The following is a 19,757-nucleotide window of genomic DNA, read 5'->3' on the forward strand; positions in this document are numbered from 1 at the left end:
GGTGGCGCTGACGCTTACCGGGCCTACAGGTGAATGGTTTACCGTTTATGCGAGAACCAGATCACCCTGCGGATGACACGAACACGCCAGCACGTAACCCTCGGCAATTTCGGCGTCGGACAGCGTCATGGTGCTGGTGACGGTGTAGTCACCGGAGACCACTTTCGTCTTACAGCAACCGCAGACGCCTGCACGGCAGGCTGCTACCACCGGCACCTTGTTACTTTCCAGCGCCTCCAGCAGCGTAGTGCCCACGCGGCCAAAGAAGGTTTGCGCTGGCTGAAGTTTGGTGAACTTAACGCCGCTGGTTACCGCTTCCGCCACCGGGGTGAAGAACTGCTCTTTGAAGAAGCGGGTCACGCCAAGCGCTTTCACCTCTTTCTCGACGATATCCATGTACGGCGCCGGGCCGCAGGTCATCACGGTGCGGTTCGCCATATCCGGCACGCTTTGCAGCAGCTCGCGGCTCAGGCGACCGGGCACAAAACCGTGGGTCGCGTTGTGCTCCGCCACCAGCGTCACCGGATAATCACGCCACTCCTCGGCAAAAATGACATCTTCCGGTGAACGCACGCTGAAGATCACCTGCACGTCGGCCTGCGGGCGATTTTTCGCCAGCCAGCGGCGCATCGACATAATTGGCGTTACGCCACAGCCCGCCGCCAGCAGCAGGAATTTATCGTCTGCTTTGTCGTCACAGGTGAAGTCACCCTGCGCGTCAGACAGCCAGATATAATCTCCGCGCTTCACGTCACGTGTCAGCCACTGGGAGCCTGCGCCGTCGTCAATGCGACGGACGGTGAGCGTAATGTACTCGCTCACGCCCGGCGTGGAGGAGATCGTGTAGGCGCGCAGGGTGTCCGCCGAGTTGCGAACGCTAACCAGCGCATACTGGCCTGCACGGTACGGATAGTAGTCATGGCACAGCAGCGACAGCGTCCACACATCCGGCGTCTCCTGATGGATGTGATGAACCTGCATCCGCCACGGACATTGTGAGGTTGGCATGGTCATGAGTTACTCCTTACGCGCTCAGCAGCTGCTTCATGTCATCTTCAACGTTGGTCACGGAACGCAGACCGAATTTCTCGTTCAGCACCGCCAGCAGGTCCGGCGTCAGGAAGCCTGGTGCGGTCGGGCCAGTCACGATGTTGGTTACGCCGAGAGAAAGCAGGGTCAGCAGGATGACAATCGCTTTCTGCTCAAACCATGACAGCACCAGCGACAGCGGCAGGTCGTTCACGCCGCAGCCCAGTTTCTCCGCCAGAGTGACCGCCAGAATGATGGCCGAGTAAGCGTCGTTACACTGGCCCGCATCGATCAGGCGCGGCAGGCCTTCGATGTCGCCGAAGTCCAGCTTGTTGAAACGGTATTTGCCGCACGCCAGGGTCAGGATCAGGCAGTCTTCCGGCACGTGGGTGGCGAAGTCGGTGAAGTAGTTACGCTCGCCGCGCGCGCCGTCGCAGCCGCCGACGAGGAAAATGTGGCGCAGCTTTTCACGGCTGACGAGATCGATCAGCGAATCAGCGGCGCCCAGCAGTGTTTCACGACCGAAGCCGACGGTGATCAGGTGCGGGATCTCGCTGTACGGGAAGCCCGCCATCTGCTGCGCCTGGGCGATAACGGGACCGAAATCGTCGCCTTCGAGGTGGCTCACGCCCGGCCAGCCTACGATGCTGCGCGTCCAGATGCGGTCGTCATACGCGCCCACGGTAGGGTCGATGATGCAGTTAGAGGTCATTACGATAGGGCCCGGGAAGCGGGCGAACTCCACCTGCTGGTTCTGCCAGCCGCTGCCGTAGTTACCGATCAGATGCGTAAACTTGCGCAGCTCCGGGTAGCCGTGCGCGGGCAGCATTTCACCGTGGGTGTAGACGTTAACGCCGGTGCCTTCGGTCTGTTTCAGCAGGTTGTAGAGATCTTTCAGGTCGTGACCGGAAATCAGGATGCACTTGCCTTCGGTCGCCTTAACGTTGACCTGCGTTGGCGTCGGGTGGCCGTAGGTGCTAGTTTCACCGGCATCCAGAATGCTCATTACCTTGAAGTTCATCTGGCCGATTTCCATTGAGCATTCCAGCAGCGCGTTCATATCCGCAGGCCAGGTGCCCAGCCACGCCATGATTTTGTGGTATTGGGCGTAGATGTCGTTATCGTACTGGCCGAGCACGTGCGCGTGTTCCATATAGGCCGCAGCGCCCTTCAGGCCGTACAGGCACAGCAGACGCAGGCCGAGAATGTTCTCGCCAATCGCCGCTTTGTCTTTATTCGGGGTGAATTCTGCCGCCTGACGCTGCAGGTCGCCCAGATCGTCGCTGGCCAGCTGAAGCTCTGACATCGGGTTTTCCACGCAGGCGCTGGCGTCCGCCTTCAGGCACTGCGCCTTAAGCGCTTCACGCAGGGCAATCGCTTCGCGGGCATAGCCGACAATGCGCGGGGAATCGAAGTTAACGTTGGTCAGCGTGGAGAAAAACGCGCGCGGGGCGAAGTTGTCGACATAGTGGTCGACAATGCCGTATTCACGGGCTTTAAAGGCCCAGGCGGAAAGGCCTTGCAGGGCTGCAATCAGCAGATCCTGCAGGTCAGATGTTTCTGCGGTTTTGCCGCACATACCCTGTGCGTAGGAGCAGCCATTGCCTGCCGGGGTACGGATGGTTTGTTCACATTGCACACAAAACATAATCACACCTGTTAAAGTTATATTTGATATACATGTTTAAGGTTATGCCTGTGCCAGAACGGTGAAAAGGGCTTTTTGCTACAAAATAGAGGGAGATTGATTTAGCGCAATTTTGGCGGCAGGTTCGCTACCGCCAAAGAAGTATCAGGCCGAGAAGAAGGCCATCAGAACGGGAACCAGCAGGCTTAAAATAAAGCCGTGCACGATGGCGGCAGGGACCAGCTCCAGCCCCCCTGAGCGTTGTAAAACCGGCAGGGTAAAGTCCATCGAGGTCGCGCCACACAGCCCCAGCGCGGTAGAGCGGCTGCGGCGTACCAGACCCGGGATCAGCATGATGGCAATCAATTCGCGCGCAAGGTCATTGAAGAAGGCGGCGCTGCCAATGACCGGTCCGAACGATTCGGTCAGAAGAATACCGGAGAGGGAGTACCAGCCAAAACCCGACGCCATCGCCAGGCCGGTTTTCAGCGGCAGGTCGAGAATAACGGCATTAATCACGCCTGCGACCATTGAACTGGCGACGACGACAATGGCCACTATCATTCCCCGGCGGTTGAGGACAATCTGTTTCAGCGTCATGCCATTATTTCGCAGCTGAATACCAATCAGGAACAGCAGGAAGATCAGGGTATATTCGCTGGCCTCCGTGGCGTGCTGTAAAAATGACCATCCGGTAAGGCCCAGCAGAAAACCGAGCACCACGACGCCGCAGAGTTTTAATGATTCCAGCGCCATCGCAATACGGGAAGGGAGTTTTTCCTGTTGATGGTTATTTTTCCAGGGAATAGTGCGTTCCAGCCAGAACAGCGCGGCAATATTACACAGCAAAATAACCACCACGGTGACGACGGAATAATGGAGGATAGAGAGTAAATTCGCTGACAGGTTATCCAGGAAGGCCAGGCTTATCCCCATAAAGAAAAGAATGACGTAAACAATCCAGCTGAGAAAACGGTTGATGAGCCGTAATGCGGATTCTCTGCGCAGCGGAATAAGGTAGCCCACGATCAGGGGCAGCAGAATAATGAGGAGTCCTGAAAACATGAACAGCCGGTCCTTTTGAGTATCTGTTAAGCGCCAGAGACACTACCCAATAAAGGCTGTCAGGTAAAGGAGCAATAAAAAAGCCGGGTGGCGGCTACGCCTTACCCGGCTTGTATATTTGGGGTGGTGCGGCCTGATGCCCTCACCCCGGCCCTCTCCCACGGGGAGAGGGAGAAAACCATTAATCGCGTTTTTCCAGCAGGGTGCGGTACAGCACGCCGCCCAGAATACCGCCGATAATTGGCATCACCCAGAACAGCCAAAGCTGCTCAAGCGCCCAACCGCCCTGGAAGATAGCAACCGCGGTGCTGCGCGCCGGGTTAACGGAGGTGTTGGTCACCGGGATTGAGATCAGGTGAATCAGCGTCAGCGCCAGACCAATGGCGATTGGCGCGAAGCCTGCAGGTGCGTATTTGTCCGTTGCGCCGTGAATAACCAGCAGGAAGCCTGCGGTCAGTACGATTTCAATCACGATGGCAGACAGCATTGAGTAGCCGCCCGGTGAGTGTTCACCGAAACCGTTAGAGGCGAAACCGCTGGCTACGGCGTCAAAGCCTGCTTTGCCGCTGGCAATCACGTACAGGACTGCGGCTGCAATAATACCGCCGATGACCTGGGCAATAATATAGCCTAATACGTCTTTCACCGGGAAACGACCGCCCGCCCATAAACCCAGCGTCACAGCAGGGTTAAAATGACCGCCGGAAATATGCCCTACCGCGAATGCCATGTTTAAGACCGTTAAGCCGAATGCCAGTGCGACACCGACAAAACCAATTCCTAATTCCGGGAATGCCGCTGCCAGCACTGCACTACCGCAGCCGCCAAACACCAGCCAGAATGTACCAAAACATTCTGCCGCTAATTTTCTGAACATAACCACCTCAATAATAAATTTCCGCACACTATCCTGCGCACGGGTTATATCGCCATAAAGGGATGACGACTCAAAGAGCCTTTATTTTAGAAAGCAACAACACCCCTTCGCCACTTAAATAAATTCGGATAATTTGATTTAAGGCAATGTGATGTCAATCCTTGTTCAAACTGGAGGTAAATAGAGCATAGTCCAATTTTCAAACGGGAGTATCTTGTTCTGGAAGCACCTTTTCAAATGAAACTTGATGGGTAAATTCTGAATTTTTCGTGCTTCATCGGAATAACGGAGGTGTCTGGCAGTGTCCACTCGGCGCCGCTGCCGCTATACTGCTGATAACTTGAAGGAAAAAGTGGTTATTACGCGGGGGATTTATGCTTCTCGAACGTGTGGAAATTGTCGGGTTTCGCGGTATTAACCGCCTGTCGCTCCAGCTGGAGCAGAATAACGTCCTGATCGGTGAAAACGCCTGGGGTAAATCCAGCCTGCTGGATGCGCTGACACTGCTGCTTTCCCCTGAAGATGACTTGTACCACTTCGTTCACGATGACTTCTGGTTTCCGCCGGGGGATGTCGCGGGGCGCGAGAAGCATCTGCATATCATTCTTACGTTTCGCGAGTCCGAGCCGGGGCGGCATCGCGTACGTCGTTTCCGCCCGATGTCGCCATGCTGGGTGCCATGCGATGATGACTATCACCGTATTTTCTACCGTCTTGAAGGTGAAATGGCGGAAAATGACGGGGTGTTAACCCTGCGTGAGTTTCTTGATGAAAAAGGCAACCCCATCCCGCTGGAGAATATTGACGACCTGGCGCGCCATCTGATTCGCCTGTCGCCGGTGCTGCGCCTGCGCGATGCACGCTTTATGCGCCGGATCCGCAACGGTTCCGTACCCAATATGCCGGAGGTGGAAGTCACCGCCCGCGAGCTGGATTTCCTGGCACGTGAGCTGGTCTCTCGCCCGCAGAACCTCACCGACGGTCAAATCCGCCAGGGGCTTTCGGCCATGGTGCAACTGCTGGAGCACTATTTTTCCGAGCAGGGGACGTCACAGTCACGCCATCGCCTGATGCGTCGCCGTTCGCACGATGAACAACGCAGCTGGCGTTATCTTGATATCATTAACCGGATGATAGACCGGCCCGGTGGACGTACCCATCGGGTGATCCTGCTGGGGTTATTCTCGACGCTTTTGCAGGCGAAAGGCACCGTCCGGTTAGACCGGGACGCCCGCCCGCTGCTGCTGGTGGAAGACCCCGAGACGCGCCTGCATCCGATCATGCTCTCCGTTGCGTGGCACCTGTTGAACCTGCTGCCGCTGCAGCGCGTGACCACCACCAATTCCGGCGAGTTGCTCTCGCTAACCCCCGTGGAATACGTCTGCCGCCTGGTGCGTGAATCCTCACGCGTATCCGCATACCGGCTGGGGCCGGGCGGCCTGAATGCGGAAGACGGTCGCCGCATTGCATTTCATATTCGCTTTAATCGTGCTTCATCGCTGTTTGCCCGCTGCTGGCTGTTGGTTGAGGGTGAAACCGAGACCTGGGTTATCAACGAACTGGCGCGTCAGTGCGGTCACCACTTCGATGCGGAAGGTATTAAGGTCATAGAGTTTGCCCAGTCGGGGTTAAAACCGCTGATCAAGTTTGCCCGCAGGATGGGGATTGAATGGCATGTTCTGGTCGATGGCGATGAAGCAGGTAAAAAGTATGCCGCAACCGTGCGCGGTTTGCTGAATAACGATCGCGAAGAAGAGCGTGACCATCTGACTATGCTGCCCGCGATGGACATGGAACACTTTATGTATCGACAGGGATTTGACGATGTTTTTCACCGCGTGGCGATGATCCCGGTGGACGTGCCGATGAACATGCGGCGGGTGATCGCCAAAGCGATTCATCGTTCGTCAAAACCGGACCTGGCCATCGAAGTGGCGACGGAGGCGGGAAGGCGAGGCGTGGAGTCGGTGCCCACGCTGCTGCGTAAAATGTTCTCCCGCGTGCTTTGGCTGGCGCGCGGGAGAGCGGATTAACGTTGGGTTGCCTGCGTCATTTGTTGGATCAGGCTATCCAGCAGTTCGTACCGGCGGCGGTATTCAGCGCGTTTCTTACTCGCAATCTCTTCCATCGGTTTGCGCGGCATGGTTAACGGCAGCGCGAAATGACCGCTCTCCCGGCGCTCGCCACCCAGGGAGAGCCAGAAACTGTCGTAATCCGCCAGCAGTTTTCCCTCTTTTTTCTTGCGGTAACGCCAGCTACGGTAAATGTGAGTGGCGTTGCTCACGGCGAGGATCTGTTCAACCGGGAACGCGGTGCCCAGCGTCATCACCGCTTCAACCAGCAGACGTTTCGGGAACAGGCCGTGGCACGCTTTGGTCGCGCCCTGAATCAACTCGTGCGGAACGTGCGCTTTTGCGCCCTGTAACCCGCCGATGAACAGCGTGGTTTTTCCCTCAAACGGGCACAGCGTAAAGGTCATTTCGGCCAGCACGGTGTTCTGATGGTTGCAGAAGGTGAGGGTCGCTTCACCCTCTTTGTCCATAAAGGCATCGGCACACAGGCGAATCGTGAACTGCTGCTCGTCCTTGCCGGTTAGCGTCAGCAGCGTCATTCCCTGACTTGAAAGATAGCCCTTGAGCAGCGTGGCGGGGAGGTGTTGGCTCATCGTCTGATAGTGCCCGTTTAGCGCCTTCAGCGCGTTCCGGCGGTTCATACTGACCGTCAGCCACGGACGATGCAGCCGGCACGGCAACCCTGGCTGGACCTGCAAGATTTGCATCAGACGCGGTTGCTTTGCCAGGCTTGCCAGCAGGCGAGCGGTGCTGAAAGGGGAAACCAGGGAACGTAACATAAATTTGCGTCGATATGAGGGGTTCTGCCACGCCAGACCGGGCGTGATGGCACCGGTTGCCAGACTTTTAAAAAGCGCCCAGCCGGACGTAGGCTGCGGCAGATTAGAATAAGGTGTATCGACTATGGAAGACATGTTAGATCCTGCTTCTTGGGGAAGAACGCTATTTCAGCAGGCGTTTTGTCAACATCATGTAAACAAATGCGGCCATTTCCAGAAAACAGGGGTTTCGTTGAGGAGTGGTTTAGATAGAATCAACGGTGATGTTAGCCAGAATAATTATTTGGAATATTTATGAACCTTAAGGGAAAACGCAGAAAACTGTTTCTGCTGCTGGCGGTCGTGCTGGTGGTCGGTGGATTCTGGCTTTGGCAGGTCCTCAATGCGCCCGTGCCGCAGTATCAAACGCTGATCGTTCGCCCCGGCGAGCTGCAGCAAAACGTGCTGGCGACCGGCAAACTGGATGCCCTGCGTAAAGTCGATGTTGGCGCGCAGGTGAGCGGCCAGTTGAAAACGCTGTCCGTCGAGATTGGTGACAAGGTCAAAAAAGGCCAGCTGCTTGGCGTTATCGATCCTGAACAGGCCGAAAACCAGATCCGCGAAGTGGAAGCGACGCTGATGGAGCTGCGCGCGCAGCGTGCGCAGGCCCTGGCGGAGCGTAACCTTGCGCAGGTGACGCTGACGCGCCAGCAGGCGCTGGCGAAAACCCAGGCCATTTCGAAGCAGGACCTCGATACCGCCACCACGGAACTGGCGGTAAAACAGGCGCAGATCGGTACCATCGACGCGCAGATTAAACGCAATCAGGCTTCGCTGGATACGGCGAAAACCAACCTGGACTACACCAAAATCGTCGCGCCGATGGCCGGAGAAGTGACGCAAATCACCACGCTGCAGGGACAGACGGTGATTGCCGCGCAGCAGGCGCCAAACATCCTGACGCTGGCGGACATGGGCACCATGCTGGTCAAAGCCCAGGTTTCCGAGGCGGATGTGATCCATCTTAAGCCGGGGCAGAACGCCTGGTTTACGGTGCTGGGCGATCCGCAGACCCGCTACGAAGGCGTGCTGAAAGACATTCTGCCGACGCCGGAAAAAGTGAACGACGCCATCTTCTACTATGCCCGCTTTGAGGTACCAAACCCGCAGGGCGTGCTGCGTCTGGACATGACCGCCCAGGTACATATCCAGCTGACCGGCGTGAAAAACGTGCTGACCGTTCCGCTCTCCGCGCTGGGTGAATCCGCCGGGGATAGTCGCTACAAGGTGAAGGTGCTGCGCAACGGCGAAACGCGCGAGCGCGAAGTGGTGATTGGCGCGCGCAACGACACCGACGTGGTGGTGGTGAAAGGGCTGGAAGAGGGGGAGGAGGTTGTCACCAGCGAAAGCCTGCCCGGAGCCGCTAAATGACCGCGCTGCTTGAGCTGAAGGATATCCGCCGCAGCTATCCGTCCGGCGACGGCCCGGTGGAGGTGCTGAAAGGGATCTCGCTGCGCGTGGAAGCGGGCGAGATGGTGGCGATTGTTGGCGCGTCCGGTTCGGGTAAATCGACGCTGATGAATATTCTCGGCTGTCTGGATAAACCCACCAGCGGTACGTACCGGGTGGACGGAACGGATGTCTCCACGCTCGACGGCGACGCGCTGGCGAAGCTGCGCCGGGAACACTTCGGCTTTATCTTCCAGCGTTACCATCTGCTTTCTCACCTGAGCGCGGCGCAGAACGTGGAGGTTCCCGCGGTTTATGCGGGCGTCGAGCGGAAGAAACGGCTTGAGCGCGCGAAGGCGCTGTTAACGCGTCTGGGGCTGGCGGAACGCGTGGAGTATCAGCCGTCGCAGCTTTCCGGCGGTCAGCAGCAGCGCGTGAGTATCGCGCGCGCCCTGATGAACGGCGGGCAGGTGATCCTCGCGGATGAACCGACGGGCGCGCTCGATAGCCACTCCGGCGAAGAGGTGATGGCAATCCTTCACCAGCTGCGCGATCAGGGGCATACGGTGATTATCGTCACCCACGACCCGCAGGTGGCGGCGCAGGCGGAACGCATTATTGAGATCCACGACGGCGAGCTGGTAAGCAACCCGCCGCCGCGCGAGTCCCGGGCGGCCGCACCGAAAGAGGCGCTGCCGGCCGCAACCGGCTGGGGGCAGTTCTCCAGCGGCTTTCGTGAAGCGCTGACCATGGCCTGGCTGGCGATGGCGGCCAATAAAATGCGCACCCTGCTGACGATGCTCGGCATCATCATCGGTATTGCCTCGGTGGTGTCGATTGTGGTGGTGGGCGACGCGGCAAAACAGCTTGTGCTGGCGGATATCCGCGCCATCGGCACCAATACCATCGACGTCTATCCCGGCAAAGACTTCGGCGACGACGAGCCGCAGTATCAGCAGGCGCTGAAGTATGACGATCTGGCGGCGATTCAGAAGCAGCCGTGGGTCAATTCGGCTACGCCTGCGGTCTCGCAGAACCTGCGTCTGCGCTACGGCAACATCGACGTAGCGGCCAGCGCCAACGGCGTCAGCGGCGACTACTTCAACGTCTATGGCATGACCTTCAGCGAAGGGGCGACCTTCAACGCCGAGCAGCTAGCGGGCAGGGCGCAGGTGGTGGTGTTAGACGCCAACTCCCGCAGGCAGCTGTTCCCGAATAAAACCAACGTGGTGGGGGAAGTGATCCTGGTGGGCAATATGCCTGCCACGGTGATCGGCGTGGCGGAAGAGAAGCAGTCGATGTTCGGCAGCAGCAAAATCCTGCGCGTCTGGCTGCCGTACACCACGATTTCCGGGCGCATTATGGGCCAGTCCTGGCTCAACTCCATTACCGTTCGCGTGAAGGAGGGCTACGACAGCGCCATGGCCGAACAGCAGCTTGAGCGGCTGCTCACCCTGCGCCACGGGAAGAAAGATTTCTTCACCTGGAACATGGACGGTCTCTTGAAAACGGCGGAAAAGACCACACGTACTCTTCAGATGTTCCTGACGCTGGTGGCGGTGATTTCGCTGGTCGTCGGCGGTATCGGGGTGATGAATATCATGCTGGTGTCGGTCACGGAGCGCACGCGGGAGATTGGCATCCGCATGGCGGTCGGGGCCAGAGCCAGCGACGTGCTGCAGCAGTTTTTGATTGAAGCGGTGCTGGTGTGTCTGGTCGGCGGGGCGATGGGCATTGCGCTTTCGATGATGATTGCGTTTGCGCTCCAGCTCTTTTTACCAGGGTGGGAGATTGGCTTTTCCCCCGTGGCGATCCTCACCGCGTTCTTATGCTCGACCTTCACGGGTATTTTGTTTGGCTGGTTACCGGCACGAAACGCGGCGCGGCTGGATCCGGTGGACGCACTGGCGCGGGAATAACCCGAAAATAAAAATGCCAGCCGATCGGGCTGGCATTTTGCCTGCGGGGTGTACACAATGAATTAGGGAGCTATGCAACCGCTTCTGCTTCAACGGGGACGATCAGACTGGCGTGATTGCCTTTAGGCCCCTGGTGTACATCGAACCGAACGGACTGCCCGGCTTTGAGCGTCCTGTAACCATCCATCTGAATGGTGGAATAGTGAGCGAAGATATCCTCGCCGCCGCCTTCAGGGCAGATGAAACCAAACCCTTTGGCGTTGTTGAACCACTTAACAGTACCCATTTCCATGCTTCGACATCCTTCGTAAATCTTATAAATTAAGATGGAATGAACCGGTGGTGGAGTGGGGGCTGTTCAAAACCTCGCCATCTCACGCTTGTACAATTTAGATAAACGGAAGAAGCCGTCAAGCGTTTGGCGCTGGAGTTGGGACAATAATCAACCAAAATTTGAGGCAGTTAACGCTATTGCAACAGTTTGTGACAGACATCGCGGATGACAGTAATAGATGATTGTTATCTAACATCTGAGGTAGATTCAAAGTGGTTATGCATAATGGGTAAGACCAACGATTGGCTGGATTTTGACCAGCTGGCGGAAGATAAAGTGCGCGACGCGCTAAAACCGCCATCTATGTATAAAGTTATGTTAATGAACGATGATTACACGCCGATGGAATTTGTTATTGACGTGCTACAAAAGTTCTTTTCTTATGATGTAGAACGTGCAACGCAACTGATGCTTACCGTTCATTATCGAGGCAAAGCGATCTGCGGCATCTTTACTGCCGAAGTCGCGGAAACCAAAGTGGCGATGGTGAACGACTATGCGAGGGAGAACGAGCATCCGTTGCTGTGTACGCTGGAAAAGGCCTGATAAGGCATAAAATTGGGGGAGGTGCCTATGCTCAATCAAGAACTGGAACTCAGTTTAAACATGGCTTTCGCCAGAGCGCGTGAGCACCGACATGAGTTTATGACCGTCGAGCATTTACTGCTCGCACTGCTTAGCAACCCATCTGCCCGCGAAGCGCTGGAAGCCTGCTCCGTGGATCTGGTGGCGCTACGTCAGGAACTCGAAGCCTTCATCGAACAAACCACACCGGTGCTGCCAGCCAGTGAAGAAGAGCGCGACACGCAGCCGACGCTCAGCTTCCAGCGCGTGCTGCAGCGCGCGGTATTCCACGTCCAGTCTTCCGGACGTAGCGAAGTGACTGGCGCAAACGTCTTAGTCGCCATCTTCAGCGAGCAGGAGTCACAGGCTGCCTACCTGCTGCGCAAACACGAAGTCAGCCGCCTCGACGTGGTTAACTTTATCTCTCACGGAACGCGCAAAGACGAGCCTAACCAGGCATCGGATTCCAGCAATCAGGTCAATAACAATGAAGAGCAAGCAGGCGGGGAGGATCGTATGGAAAACTTCACCACCAATCTTAACCAGCTTGCTCGCGTTGGCGGTATCGACCCGCTGATTGGTCGCGATAAAGAGCTGGAGCGCGCGATCCAGGTGCTGTGCCGTCGCCGCAAGAACAACCCGCTGCTGGTGGGTGAGTCAGGCGTGGGTAAAACCGCGATTGCCGAAGGGCTTGCCTGGCGCATTGTACAGGGCGACGTGCCGGAAGTGATTGCCGACTGCACCATCTACTCGCTGGATATCGGCTCGCTGCTGGCGGGCACGAAATACCGCGGTGATTTTGAAAAACGCTTCAAGGCGCTGTTAAAACAGCTGGAGCAGGACACCAACAGCATCCTGTTTATCGATGAGATCCACACCATCATCGGCGCAGGTGCGGCTTCCGGCGGCCAGGTGGATGCGGCTAACCTGATCAAACCGCTGCTCTCCAGCGGCAAGATCCGCGTGATGGGCTCCACGACGTACCAGGAGTTCAGCAACATCTTTGAGAAAGACCGCGCGCTGGCGCGTCGCTTCCAGAAAATCGACGTCACCGAACCGTCCGTCGAGGAAACGGTGCAGATCATCAACGGCCTGAAAACCAAGTACGAAGCGCACCACGACGTGCGTTACACCGCGAAAGCGGTCCGTGCGGCGGTGGAACTGGCGGTGAAATACATCAACGATCGTCATCTGCCGGATAAGGCGATTGACGTGATTGATGAGGCAGGGGCGCGTGCGCGCCTGATGCCGGCCAGCAAGCGTAAGAAAACCGTTAACGTGGCGGATATTGAGTCCGTGGTGGCCCGCATAGCGCGTATCCCTGAGAAGAGCGTTTCTCAGAGCGACCGCGACACGCTGCGCACCCTCGGCAATCGCCTGAAAATGCTGGTCTTTGGTCAGGATAAAGCCATTGAGGCCTTAACCGAAGCGATCAAGATGGCCCGTGCCGGACTGGGGCATGACCACAAGCCTGTCGGTTCCTTCCTGTTCGCTGGCCCGACCGGCGTGGGGAAAACCGAGGTGACGGTTCAGCTCTCGAAAGCGCTGGGCATTGAGCTGCTGCGCTTTGATATGTCCGAGTATATGGAGCGTCACACCGTCAGCCGTTTGATTGGTGCGCCTCCGGGATACGTGGGCTTTGACCAGGGCGGCCTGCTCACCGACGCGGTGATCAAGCATCCACACGCGGTACTGCTGCTCGATGAAATCGAGAAAGCGCACCCGGACGTGTTCAACATCCTGCTGCAGGTGATGGACAACGGGACGCTGACCGACAACAACGGGCGCAAGGCGGACTTCCGCAACGTGGTGCTGGTGATGACCACCAACGCCGGGGTACGTGAAACCGAGCGTAAATCAATCGGCCTGATCCACCAGGATAACAGCACCGATGCGATGGAGGAGATCAAGAAGATCTTCACGCCTGAGTTCCGTAACCGTCTGGACAACATTATCTGGTTCGATCACCTGTCTACCGAGGTGATCCATCAGGTGGTGGACAAGTTCATCGTCGAGCTGCAGGTTCAGCTGGATCAGAAAGGCGTATCGCTGGAAGTGAGCCAGGAGGCCCGCAACTGGCTGGCCGAGAAAGGCTACGACCGTGCGATGGGTGCCCGTCCGATGGCCCGCGTGATTCAGGACAACCTGAAGAAACCGCTGGCGAACGAGCTGCTGTTTGGCTCGCTGGTGGACGGCGGCCAGGTGACCGTGGCGCTGGACCAGGCGAAGAACGAACTGACGTACGATTTCCAGAGCGCGGCGAAGCACAAGCCGGAAGCGGCTCACTGAGTGAGTTGAACGTTAATGTCAAAAACCGGGCTTTTGCCCGGTTTTTTTATGGCTGCCAAGGTAAAAGCAAAACGACAACAGTGTTGTCGTTTTTAGTATTTTCTCCCTCTCCCTGTGGGAGAGGGTTGGGGTGAGGGCATCAGGCCGCAGAGGAATTTTGCGAGGCGCTTTCCAGTTTCTTTCGAAGTCAGTTGCTGGATAAAACTACAGTATTAAAATGGCGGCGCACCTGCAAAATCAGGTGCCGGGATTGGCGTCCTGATTACACACGAGAAATGATGTTGATACGTCAACTATCATCAGGTTCGTTCACACTTTTGAAAGCTAGCGATATAATCCGCAGACTCAATTATGGTGGGCTGAACCGGGGCTTCTTTTGAAGCGCCGATTTTCCCGTGTGGGTCGGTACGCCAAACCGGTTCAGTCTGCCACCTGAGTTGGCGTTCGGGTGGAGATCTCATCATTTCACACGGAGTCATAATCAAATGGAACATAACAATTTTTCACAGCTCTACAGCGAACTCTCTCTCAACCCCGATCTCCCAATCCTTGCCGAGCGCTGCAAACTGCTCACCGAAATCCTCCTCGACTGCAAATCACTCCCACAAACCCAGCCCGTTTGCCGCTGTCTCGGGGCCTGGCTGGAAGAGGTGAAAACCGGCCTCACAGAGTCAATGCGTGATTTTCAGGTGGTGGAATTTGAGGACGAAGCAGAACAACCGCGACAAAAAGAGTGGTTACTGGAAGATACAGAAACGAAATGCGACTACTGCCGGGCGTTAAACCATGTGCTGCTGGTGTCGCATTTTGACCGCGATATGTTGCCGCATCTCACGGGATTACTTCACGACATGGCTCATTCTATGGCAGGGGATTTAATCGCTCCTGCACAACCGTGGATGACAATACATCTTCCGACGCAGCAACACTGAAGCCATAAATAAAAAAGGCCGGGGTTATCCCGACCTTTTAAATATTCATCTGCCATTACAGGCGAAAACAATTAGCGACTACGGAAGACAATGCGGCCTTTGCTCAGGTCGTACGGGGTCAGTTCAACAGTCACTTTGTCGCCCGTTAAAATGCGGATGTAGTTTTTGCGCATTTTACCGGAGATGTGCGCAGTTACCACGTGACCGTTTTCCAGCTCTACGCGAAACATGGTATTAGGCAACGTATCAAGTACGGTACCCTGCATTTCAATATTGTCTTCTTTGGCCATCTAATCCTCTGGGGTATCACTACCAAGTTTTGAACCGGCAAGATAATGCCGAAATTCATCAATTAAGTAAAGAATTGCGCGTTTAAAACGCAGCAAAACAGTTTCAGCGCATTGCCCAAGCGTCACGGTACAACCGAACGGAAAGCGCATTCGTAAAGGGGAAACGACAGGATAAACGTCAGGACGTTATCTGAAGCGAGGGTCCCAAACGGCGGCGGGGCAACAGGCAGAAGCTACTCTGCGGCATAATTATAACACCCTCATAAAAAATATGCGGAAAACATTTAGGCATTGGGCAGAAAGAGTGTACGCGGTACCCAGAAGTCGCGCGGGAGCTTCTCCAGACGACAATTATCAAGATGTTCAATGTAGTGGCGACGGGAGATTTCGACAGCGCCAAGCGAGGCGGTGTGCTCGTTAAGCACCTGGCAATCCATCAGTCGTCCGCCACGCTGGGCAAATTCCTCGCTGAACACCAGCAGTGCCGTTTTTGAGGCATTAACCGCACGCGAGAACATCGACTCCCCACAAAACAGCGTTCCCTGAGCCACGCCGTACATGCCGCCCACCAGGTCACCGCCATCCCATACTTCAATAGAATGCGCGTAACCCAGCTCATGCAATTGGTGATAGGCGGTGATGATATCGCGAGTGATCCATGTACCTTCGTGCCGATCTTCAGCACAGCCTTCAATGACCTGACCAAAAGCGTGATTCAGGGTTACGCGATACGGCGACTTCGCGTGAAAGCGCTTCATGCTGCGGCTAATGTGAAACTGCGCTGGCCACAATACGGCTCGTGGATCGGGTGACCACCATAAAATCGGGTCGCCTGGAGAAAACCACGGAAAAATCCCGCGCTGATAAGCCATCAACAGACGAGCAGGGCTGAGATCGCCGCCCAGTGCCAGCAACCCGTTAGGTTCACGTAGCGCCCCCTCCGGTGAAGGGAACGCAATATTATGACGAGACAGCTGGACCAGGCGCATGACAGCAGAACTCCAATACGCGAGTGAGGATCGGTACAAATATAGTCTACAGACGTTGTTTAAACTGGTAGTAGCGACCCTGTTTTGCCAACAGTTCTGCGTGACTACCTTGCTCAATAATGTGTCCGTTGTCCATCACAATTATCCGATCGAAACTCGCCAGTCCGCGCAGGCGATGCGTCACCATCAGCACCGTTTTACCGGCCATAACATTCGCCAGTAAATCAAGGATTTGGCTTTCGGTGGTGGCGTCCAGCCCTTCGGTGGGCTCGTCGAGCAGCATCAGCGGCGCATCGTGCAGCAGCGCACGGGCGATCGCCAGACGACGCAGTTCGCCACCGGAGAGTTGACGACCGCCTTCACCCAGCCAGCTATTCAGACCTTCGTCCTCAAGCAGCTTATGAAGCCCGACCTGTTCTAGCGTGGTACGAAGTGCATCGTCAGATGCGTCCGGCGCTGCCAGCAGCAGGTTGTCTCGCAGCGTGGCGCTAAACAGATGCACGCGCTGTGGGACAACGCTGACGGTCTTGCGTAAGATCTGCTCGCTGAAATCAACCAGCGGCACTTCGTTAAAGAGAATCTGACCGTGCTGCGGATCCCAGGCGCGCGTCAACAGCTGCAGAAGCGTTGACTTACCGCATCCGGTCCGCCCAAGGATTGCAATGCGCTGGCCCGGGTTAACGGAGAGATTGATATCTTCAAGCGCATTCTGCGTCTGTGTGTTATAGGCGAAGGTGACGTTATTCAGCGTCAGCGCAACCTGCGCAGGAACCGCACTCTGTCCAGCCGTGAATTTCACCTCAGGTTCCTGCTCCGCAATTTCCGTGATGCGCAGGGCAGAGGCGATAACCTGCCCGAGATGCTGGAAGGCTCCCGTCACTGGTGCCAGCGCTTCGAAGGCTGCCAGAGCACAGAAGACAAAGAGCGCAATTAACGGGCCTGGCTGCAGATTTCCACCCACGCCGCCGGAGGCCATCCACAGCATCGCGATAACAGCCACGCCACCGATGAGCATCATCAGCGCCTGGGAGAAGGCCGTGAGTTCAGACTGTCGACGCTGAGCTTCATGCCAGTTCAACTCCGTACTTTCCATACGCGCGCGGTAACGCTTGCTGGCACCGAAAATGGTCAGTTCAGCCTGTCCCTGCAGCCAGGAGGTCAGCTGCTGACGATATTCTCCACGCAGGCGCGTCAGGCTTTCGCCGGTGGATTTACCGGCGCGATAGAACAGCGGCGGCAGGATAATCAACGTCAGCAGCATAATGCCGCCGAGCGTCAGCGCGATAGGGACGTCCAGAACACACAGACCCAGCGTGACGACAACAATCACCACAAACGCGCCGACTATCGGTGAAATCACGCGCAGATAGAGGTGATCAAGCGTATCGACATCTGCAACCACGCGGTTGAGCAATTCACCCTGACGAAAACGCGCCAGCCCGGCAGGGGAGAGCGGGAGCAGCTTGCTGAACGTGTAAATGCGCAGGTGCTGGAGCACGCGGAATGTGGCGTCATGGCTGACCAGACGCTCGAAGTAACGCCCGGCGGTACGGGTAATGGCGGTGCCACGTACCCCTGCTGCCGGGAGCATGTAGTTAAAGCTGTAGAGCCCGGCGAAACCTGCAACGGCAGAGGCAGACAGGAACCAGCCAGAAAGGGTGAGCAGGCCGATGCTGGCGAGCAGGGTAATAATTGCCAGCACGATCCCCAGCGTCAGCATCCATTTGTGGCGCTTATACAGGGCAAGATAAGGGAGCAGGGCACGCATCAGATGTCCTCCTGGCGATTCGCGAGAAGGGCCGCAAAAGGCCCCTGCGCGGCAACGAGTGAGGCATAATCGCCTTGCTCAACGAGTTGACCGTTTTCCATCACCCAAATCTGGTCCCAGTCGGCGATGCCTTCAAGCTGGTGGGTGACCATCAGCGTGGTTTGCTGCTGTGATGCGGCATTAAGCGCTTCCATCACGCGTTGTTCGCTGTGCGCGTCCAGGCTGGCGGCAGGCTCATCCAGCAACATCAGTTGGCAAGGATTCAACAACGCGCGGGCAACAGCCACACGCTGCGCTTGCCCTACGGACAGCCCGGCAGACTGGTCGCCAACGACCGTATCCACGCCCTGCGGGAGCAGCGGCAGAAACTCGCTAACCCAGGCGCGATCGAGGACCGATTGCAGCTCGTCTTCCCGCGCGTCCGGGCGAGCCAGAAGCACGTTTTCGCGTAGCGTGGAAGCCGGAAGCTGCGGGTTTTGTCCTACCCAGCTCAGCTGTTTGCGCCAGGCATCAGGCTCCAAATCGCACAACTCAGTTTTATTAATGCACAGCGAACCGGTGTAAGCCATAAAGCCGGAGAGTGCATTTAACAGCGAGCTTTTCCCTGAGCCACTGGTTCCGACCAGCACCACGCGCTGCCCGGCAGGCAGGGTAAAGTTGAGCGGACCTGCCAGCACTTTGCCTTCAGGTGACAGAACAGAAAAATCCTTCGCCTCAATCGTCACGGGCTCTTTGGCGTTCAGAACGATGTCACCACGCTCGGGATGCGCCAGCGGTGTTTCAAGGAAGGTTTTCAGGCTGTCGGCCGCGCCAACCGCCTGTGCTTTGGCATGGTAAAAGGTGCCAAGATCGCGCAGCGGCTGGAAAAACTCCGGAGCCAGGATCAATGCCAGGAAACCCGCTGAAAGCGTTACGGCTGTGCCGTAGTGGCCGAAATCCAGCGCGCCGAGGTAAGAAAACCCGAAGTAGACCGCCACAAGGGCAATCGACAGCGAAGTGAAGAATTCAAGCACGCCAGAGGAGAGGAATGCGAGACGCAGCACCTCCATGGTGCGCTGACGGAAATCCTGAGACGCCAGGCGAATATTTTCCGTTTCCGCTTCACCCCGGCCAAAAATACGCAGGGTTTCCATTCCGCGCAGCCGGTCAAGGAAATGACCGCTCAGGCGGCCCAGCGCGAGGAAGTTACGACGGTTAGCATCCGCCGCACCCATCCCGACCATCGCCATAAACAGCGGGATAAGCGGGGCGGTACCCAGCAGGATCAGCGCCGCTACCCAGTTGGTCGGGAAAATCGCAATCAGAATCAGCAGCGGGACGCAAACGGCCAGCGCCATCTGCGGCAGGTAGCGGGCGTAGTAGTCGTGCATATCGTCGATCTGTTCAAGGATCAGCGTCGCCCAGCTTCCTGCTGGTTTACCCTGGATCCAGGCCGGCCCGGCCTCCTGAAGACGATCCAGGACCTTACGGCGGATCTCGTAGCGGATATGCTGTCCGGCATGAAAACCAACGCGTTCACGCAGCCAGACGACCCACGCACGAAGGATAAAAACCAGAATCAGGACAATAAAGGGCAACAGGAGCGCTTCACGCGGAATGTTCTCCATGATCATATGATTAAGAATGCGGGCCAGCAGCCATGCCTGGGCAACAATCAACAAACCACTGACGAGTCCCAGAAGACGGGAAATCATGAGCCAGCGGCGGGAAAGAACGCTTTGCTGTTTAAGCCAGCGTGTTAACTCTTGTTGACGGGTTTTTTCCATTGCGTACTTTGCAGGTGACGTTATAAGAA

Annotated in this window: 16 protein-coding genes; 6 read left to right on the forward strand and 10 right to left on the reverse strand. The window is 56.7% G+C overall.

Features of this window, described 5'->3' with window-relative positions:
• Positions 1 to 45: 45 nt before the first annotated feature.
• The 4 genes from hcr to aqpZ all read right to left on the reverse strand — a co-directional run bounded on the left by hcr (position 46) and on the right by aqpZ (position 4,598).
• Entirely contained in the window at positions 46 to 1,014 is a 969-nt protein-coding gene (gene hcr, locus EXW94_RS17550; RefSeq protein ID WP_126815648.1) for an NADH oxidoreductase, read from the reverse strand.
• A 10-nt stretch (positions 1,015 to 1,024) separates the two neighbouring features.
• Complete coding sequence (hcp, locus tag EXW94_RS17555; RefSeq protein ID WP_174340649.1) at positions 1,025 to 2,677, reverse strand: hydroxylamine reductase; 1,653 nt, start codon at positions 2,675 to 2,677, stop codon at positions 1,025 to 1,027.
• Positions 2,678 to 2,821: 144 nt separating this feature from the next.
• Positions 2,822 to 3,721, reverse strand: coding sequence for a lysine exporter LysO family protein (locus EXW94_RS17560; RefSeq protein ID WP_120158454.1), 900 nt, complete (start codon positions 3,719 to 3,721; stop codon positions 2,822 to 2,824).
• A gap of 181 nt (positions 3,722 to 3,902) precedes the next feature.
• Positions 3,903 to 4,598, reverse strand: a complete 696-nt coding sequence (aqpZ, locus tag EXW94_RS17565; RefSeq protein ID WP_174340650.1) for an aquaporin Z — start codon at positions 4,596 to 4,598, stop codon at positions 3,903 to 3,905.
• Positions 4,599 to 4,972: 374 nt separating this feature from the next.
• Here aqpZ and EXW94_RS17570 point away from each other — a divergent pair, with 374 nt between their 5' ends.
• Positions 4,973 to 6,631, forward strand: a complete 1,659-nt coding sequence (locus tag EXW94_RS17570; RefSeq protein WP_042717575.1) for an ATP-dependent endonuclease — start codon at positions 4,973 to 4,975, stop codon at positions 6,629 to 6,631.
• On the opposite strand, the gene EXW94_RS17575 is transcribed toward EXW94_RS17570, so the two are convergent.
• Positions 6,628 to 7,584 (reverse strand): VirK/YbjX family protein, encoded by a 957-nt coding sequence (locus EXW94_RS17575; protein ID WP_174340651.1) that lies wholly within the window; start codon positions 7,582 to 7,584, stop codon positions 6,628 to 6,630. The genes EXW94_RS17570 and EXW94_RS17575 overlap by 4 nt on opposite strands.
• Before the next feature lie 159 nt (positions 7,585 to 7,743).
• Between EXW94_RS17575 and macA the strand changes: the two genes are divergently transcribed.
• The gene (gene macA, locus EXW94_RS17580; protein ID WP_010429157.1) at positions 7,744 to 8,859 is read left to right on the forward strand and encodes a macrolide transporter subunit MacA; all 1,116 of its coding nucleotides are present in this window, start codon (positions 7,744 to 7,746) and stop codon (positions 8,857 to 8,859) included.
• Positions 8,856 to 10,796: a macrolide ABC transporter ATP-binding protein/permease MacB gene (gene macB / locus EXW94_RS17585; RefSeq protein WP_010429159.1), complete on the forward strand. Its 1,941-nt coding sequence runs from the start codon at positions 8,856 to 8,858 to the stop codon at positions 10,794 to 10,796. Before macA ends, macB begins: the two co-directional genes overlap by 4 nt.
• Before the next feature lie 70 nt (positions 10,797 to 10,866).
• Here the strand turns inward: macB and cspD are convergent, their stop codons facing one another.
• Positions 10,867 to 11,088, reverse strand: coding sequence for a cold shock-like protein CspD (gene cspD, locus EXW94_RS17590; protein WP_006174390.1), 222 nt, complete (start codon positions 11,086 to 11,088; stop codon positions 10,867 to 10,869).
• 267 nt (positions 11,089 to 11,355) lie between these two features.
• On the opposite strand from cspD, the gene clpS reads away from it, so the two are divergent.
• The 3 genes from clpS to EXW94_RS17605 all read left to right on the forward strand — a co-directional run bounded on the left by clpS (position 11,356) and on the right by EXW94_RS17605 (position 14,915).
• Positions 11,356 to 11,676 carry an ATP-dependent Clp protease adapter ClpS gene (gene clpS, locus EXW94_RS17595; RefSeq protein ID WP_006174393.1) on the forward strand — a complete coding sequence of 107 codons (321 nt, stop codon included), beginning with the start codon at positions 11,356 to 11,358 and terminating at the stop codon, positions 11,674 to 11,676.
• Positions 11,677 to 11,703: 27 nt separating this feature from the next.
• Positions 11,704 to 13,983, forward strand: a complete 2,280-nt coding sequence (gene clpA / locus EXW94_RS17600; RefSeq protein ID WP_089597777.1) for an ATP-dependent Clp protease ATP-binding subunit ClpA — start codon at positions 11,704 to 11,706, stop codon at positions 13,981 to 13,983.
• A gap of 485 nt (positions 13,984 to 14,468) precedes the next feature.
• On the forward strand, positions 14,469 to 14,915 hold the full coding sequence (locus tag EXW94_RS17605; protein ID WP_148399742.1) for a hypothetical protein: 447 nt from the start codon (positions 14,469 to 14,471) through the stop codon (positions 14,913 to 14,915).
• Positions 14,916 to 14,986: 71 nt separating this feature from the next.
• Here the strand turns inward: EXW94_RS17605 and infA are convergent, their stop codons facing one another.
• From infA to cydD, 4 genes are all read right to left on the reverse strand, one after another.
• A complete protein-coding gene (infA, locus tag EXW94_RS17610) occupies positions 14,987 to 15,205 on the reverse strand; it encodes a translation initiation factor IF-1 (RefSeq protein ID WP_002211347.1) in 219 nt (72 codons plus the stop codon).
• Between the two features lie 284 nt (positions 15,206 to 15,489).
• Positions 15,490 to 16,194: a leucyl/phenylalanyl-tRNA--protein transferase gene (gene aat / locus EXW94_RS17615; protein ID WP_174340652.1), complete on the reverse strand. Its 705-nt coding sequence runs from the start codon at positions 16,192 to 16,194 to the stop codon at positions 15,490 to 15,492.
• Between the two features lie 46 nt (positions 16,195 to 16,240).
• A complete protein-coding gene (cydC, locus tag EXW94_RS17620) occupies positions 16,241 to 17,962 on the reverse strand; it encodes a cysteine/glutathione ABC transporter ATP-binding protein/permease CydC (RefSeq protein ID WP_174340653.1) in 1,722 nt (573 codons plus the stop codon).
• A complete protein-coding gene (gene cydD / locus EXW94_RS17625) occupies positions 17,962 to 19,728 on the reverse strand; it encodes a cysteine/glutathione ABC transporter permease/ATP-binding protein CydD (protein ID WP_148399736.1) in 1,767 nt (588 codons plus the stop codon). The genes cydC and cydD overlap by 1 nt, the downstream gene beginning before the upstream one ends.
• Positions 19,729 to 19,757: the final 29 nt, after the last annotated feature.

Source organism: Enterobacter sp. JMULE2 (assembly GCF_013337145.1).
Taxonomy (GTDB): domain Bacteria; phylum Pseudomonadota; class Gammaproteobacteria; order Enterobacterales; family Enterobacteriaceae; genus Enterobacter; species Enterobacter mori.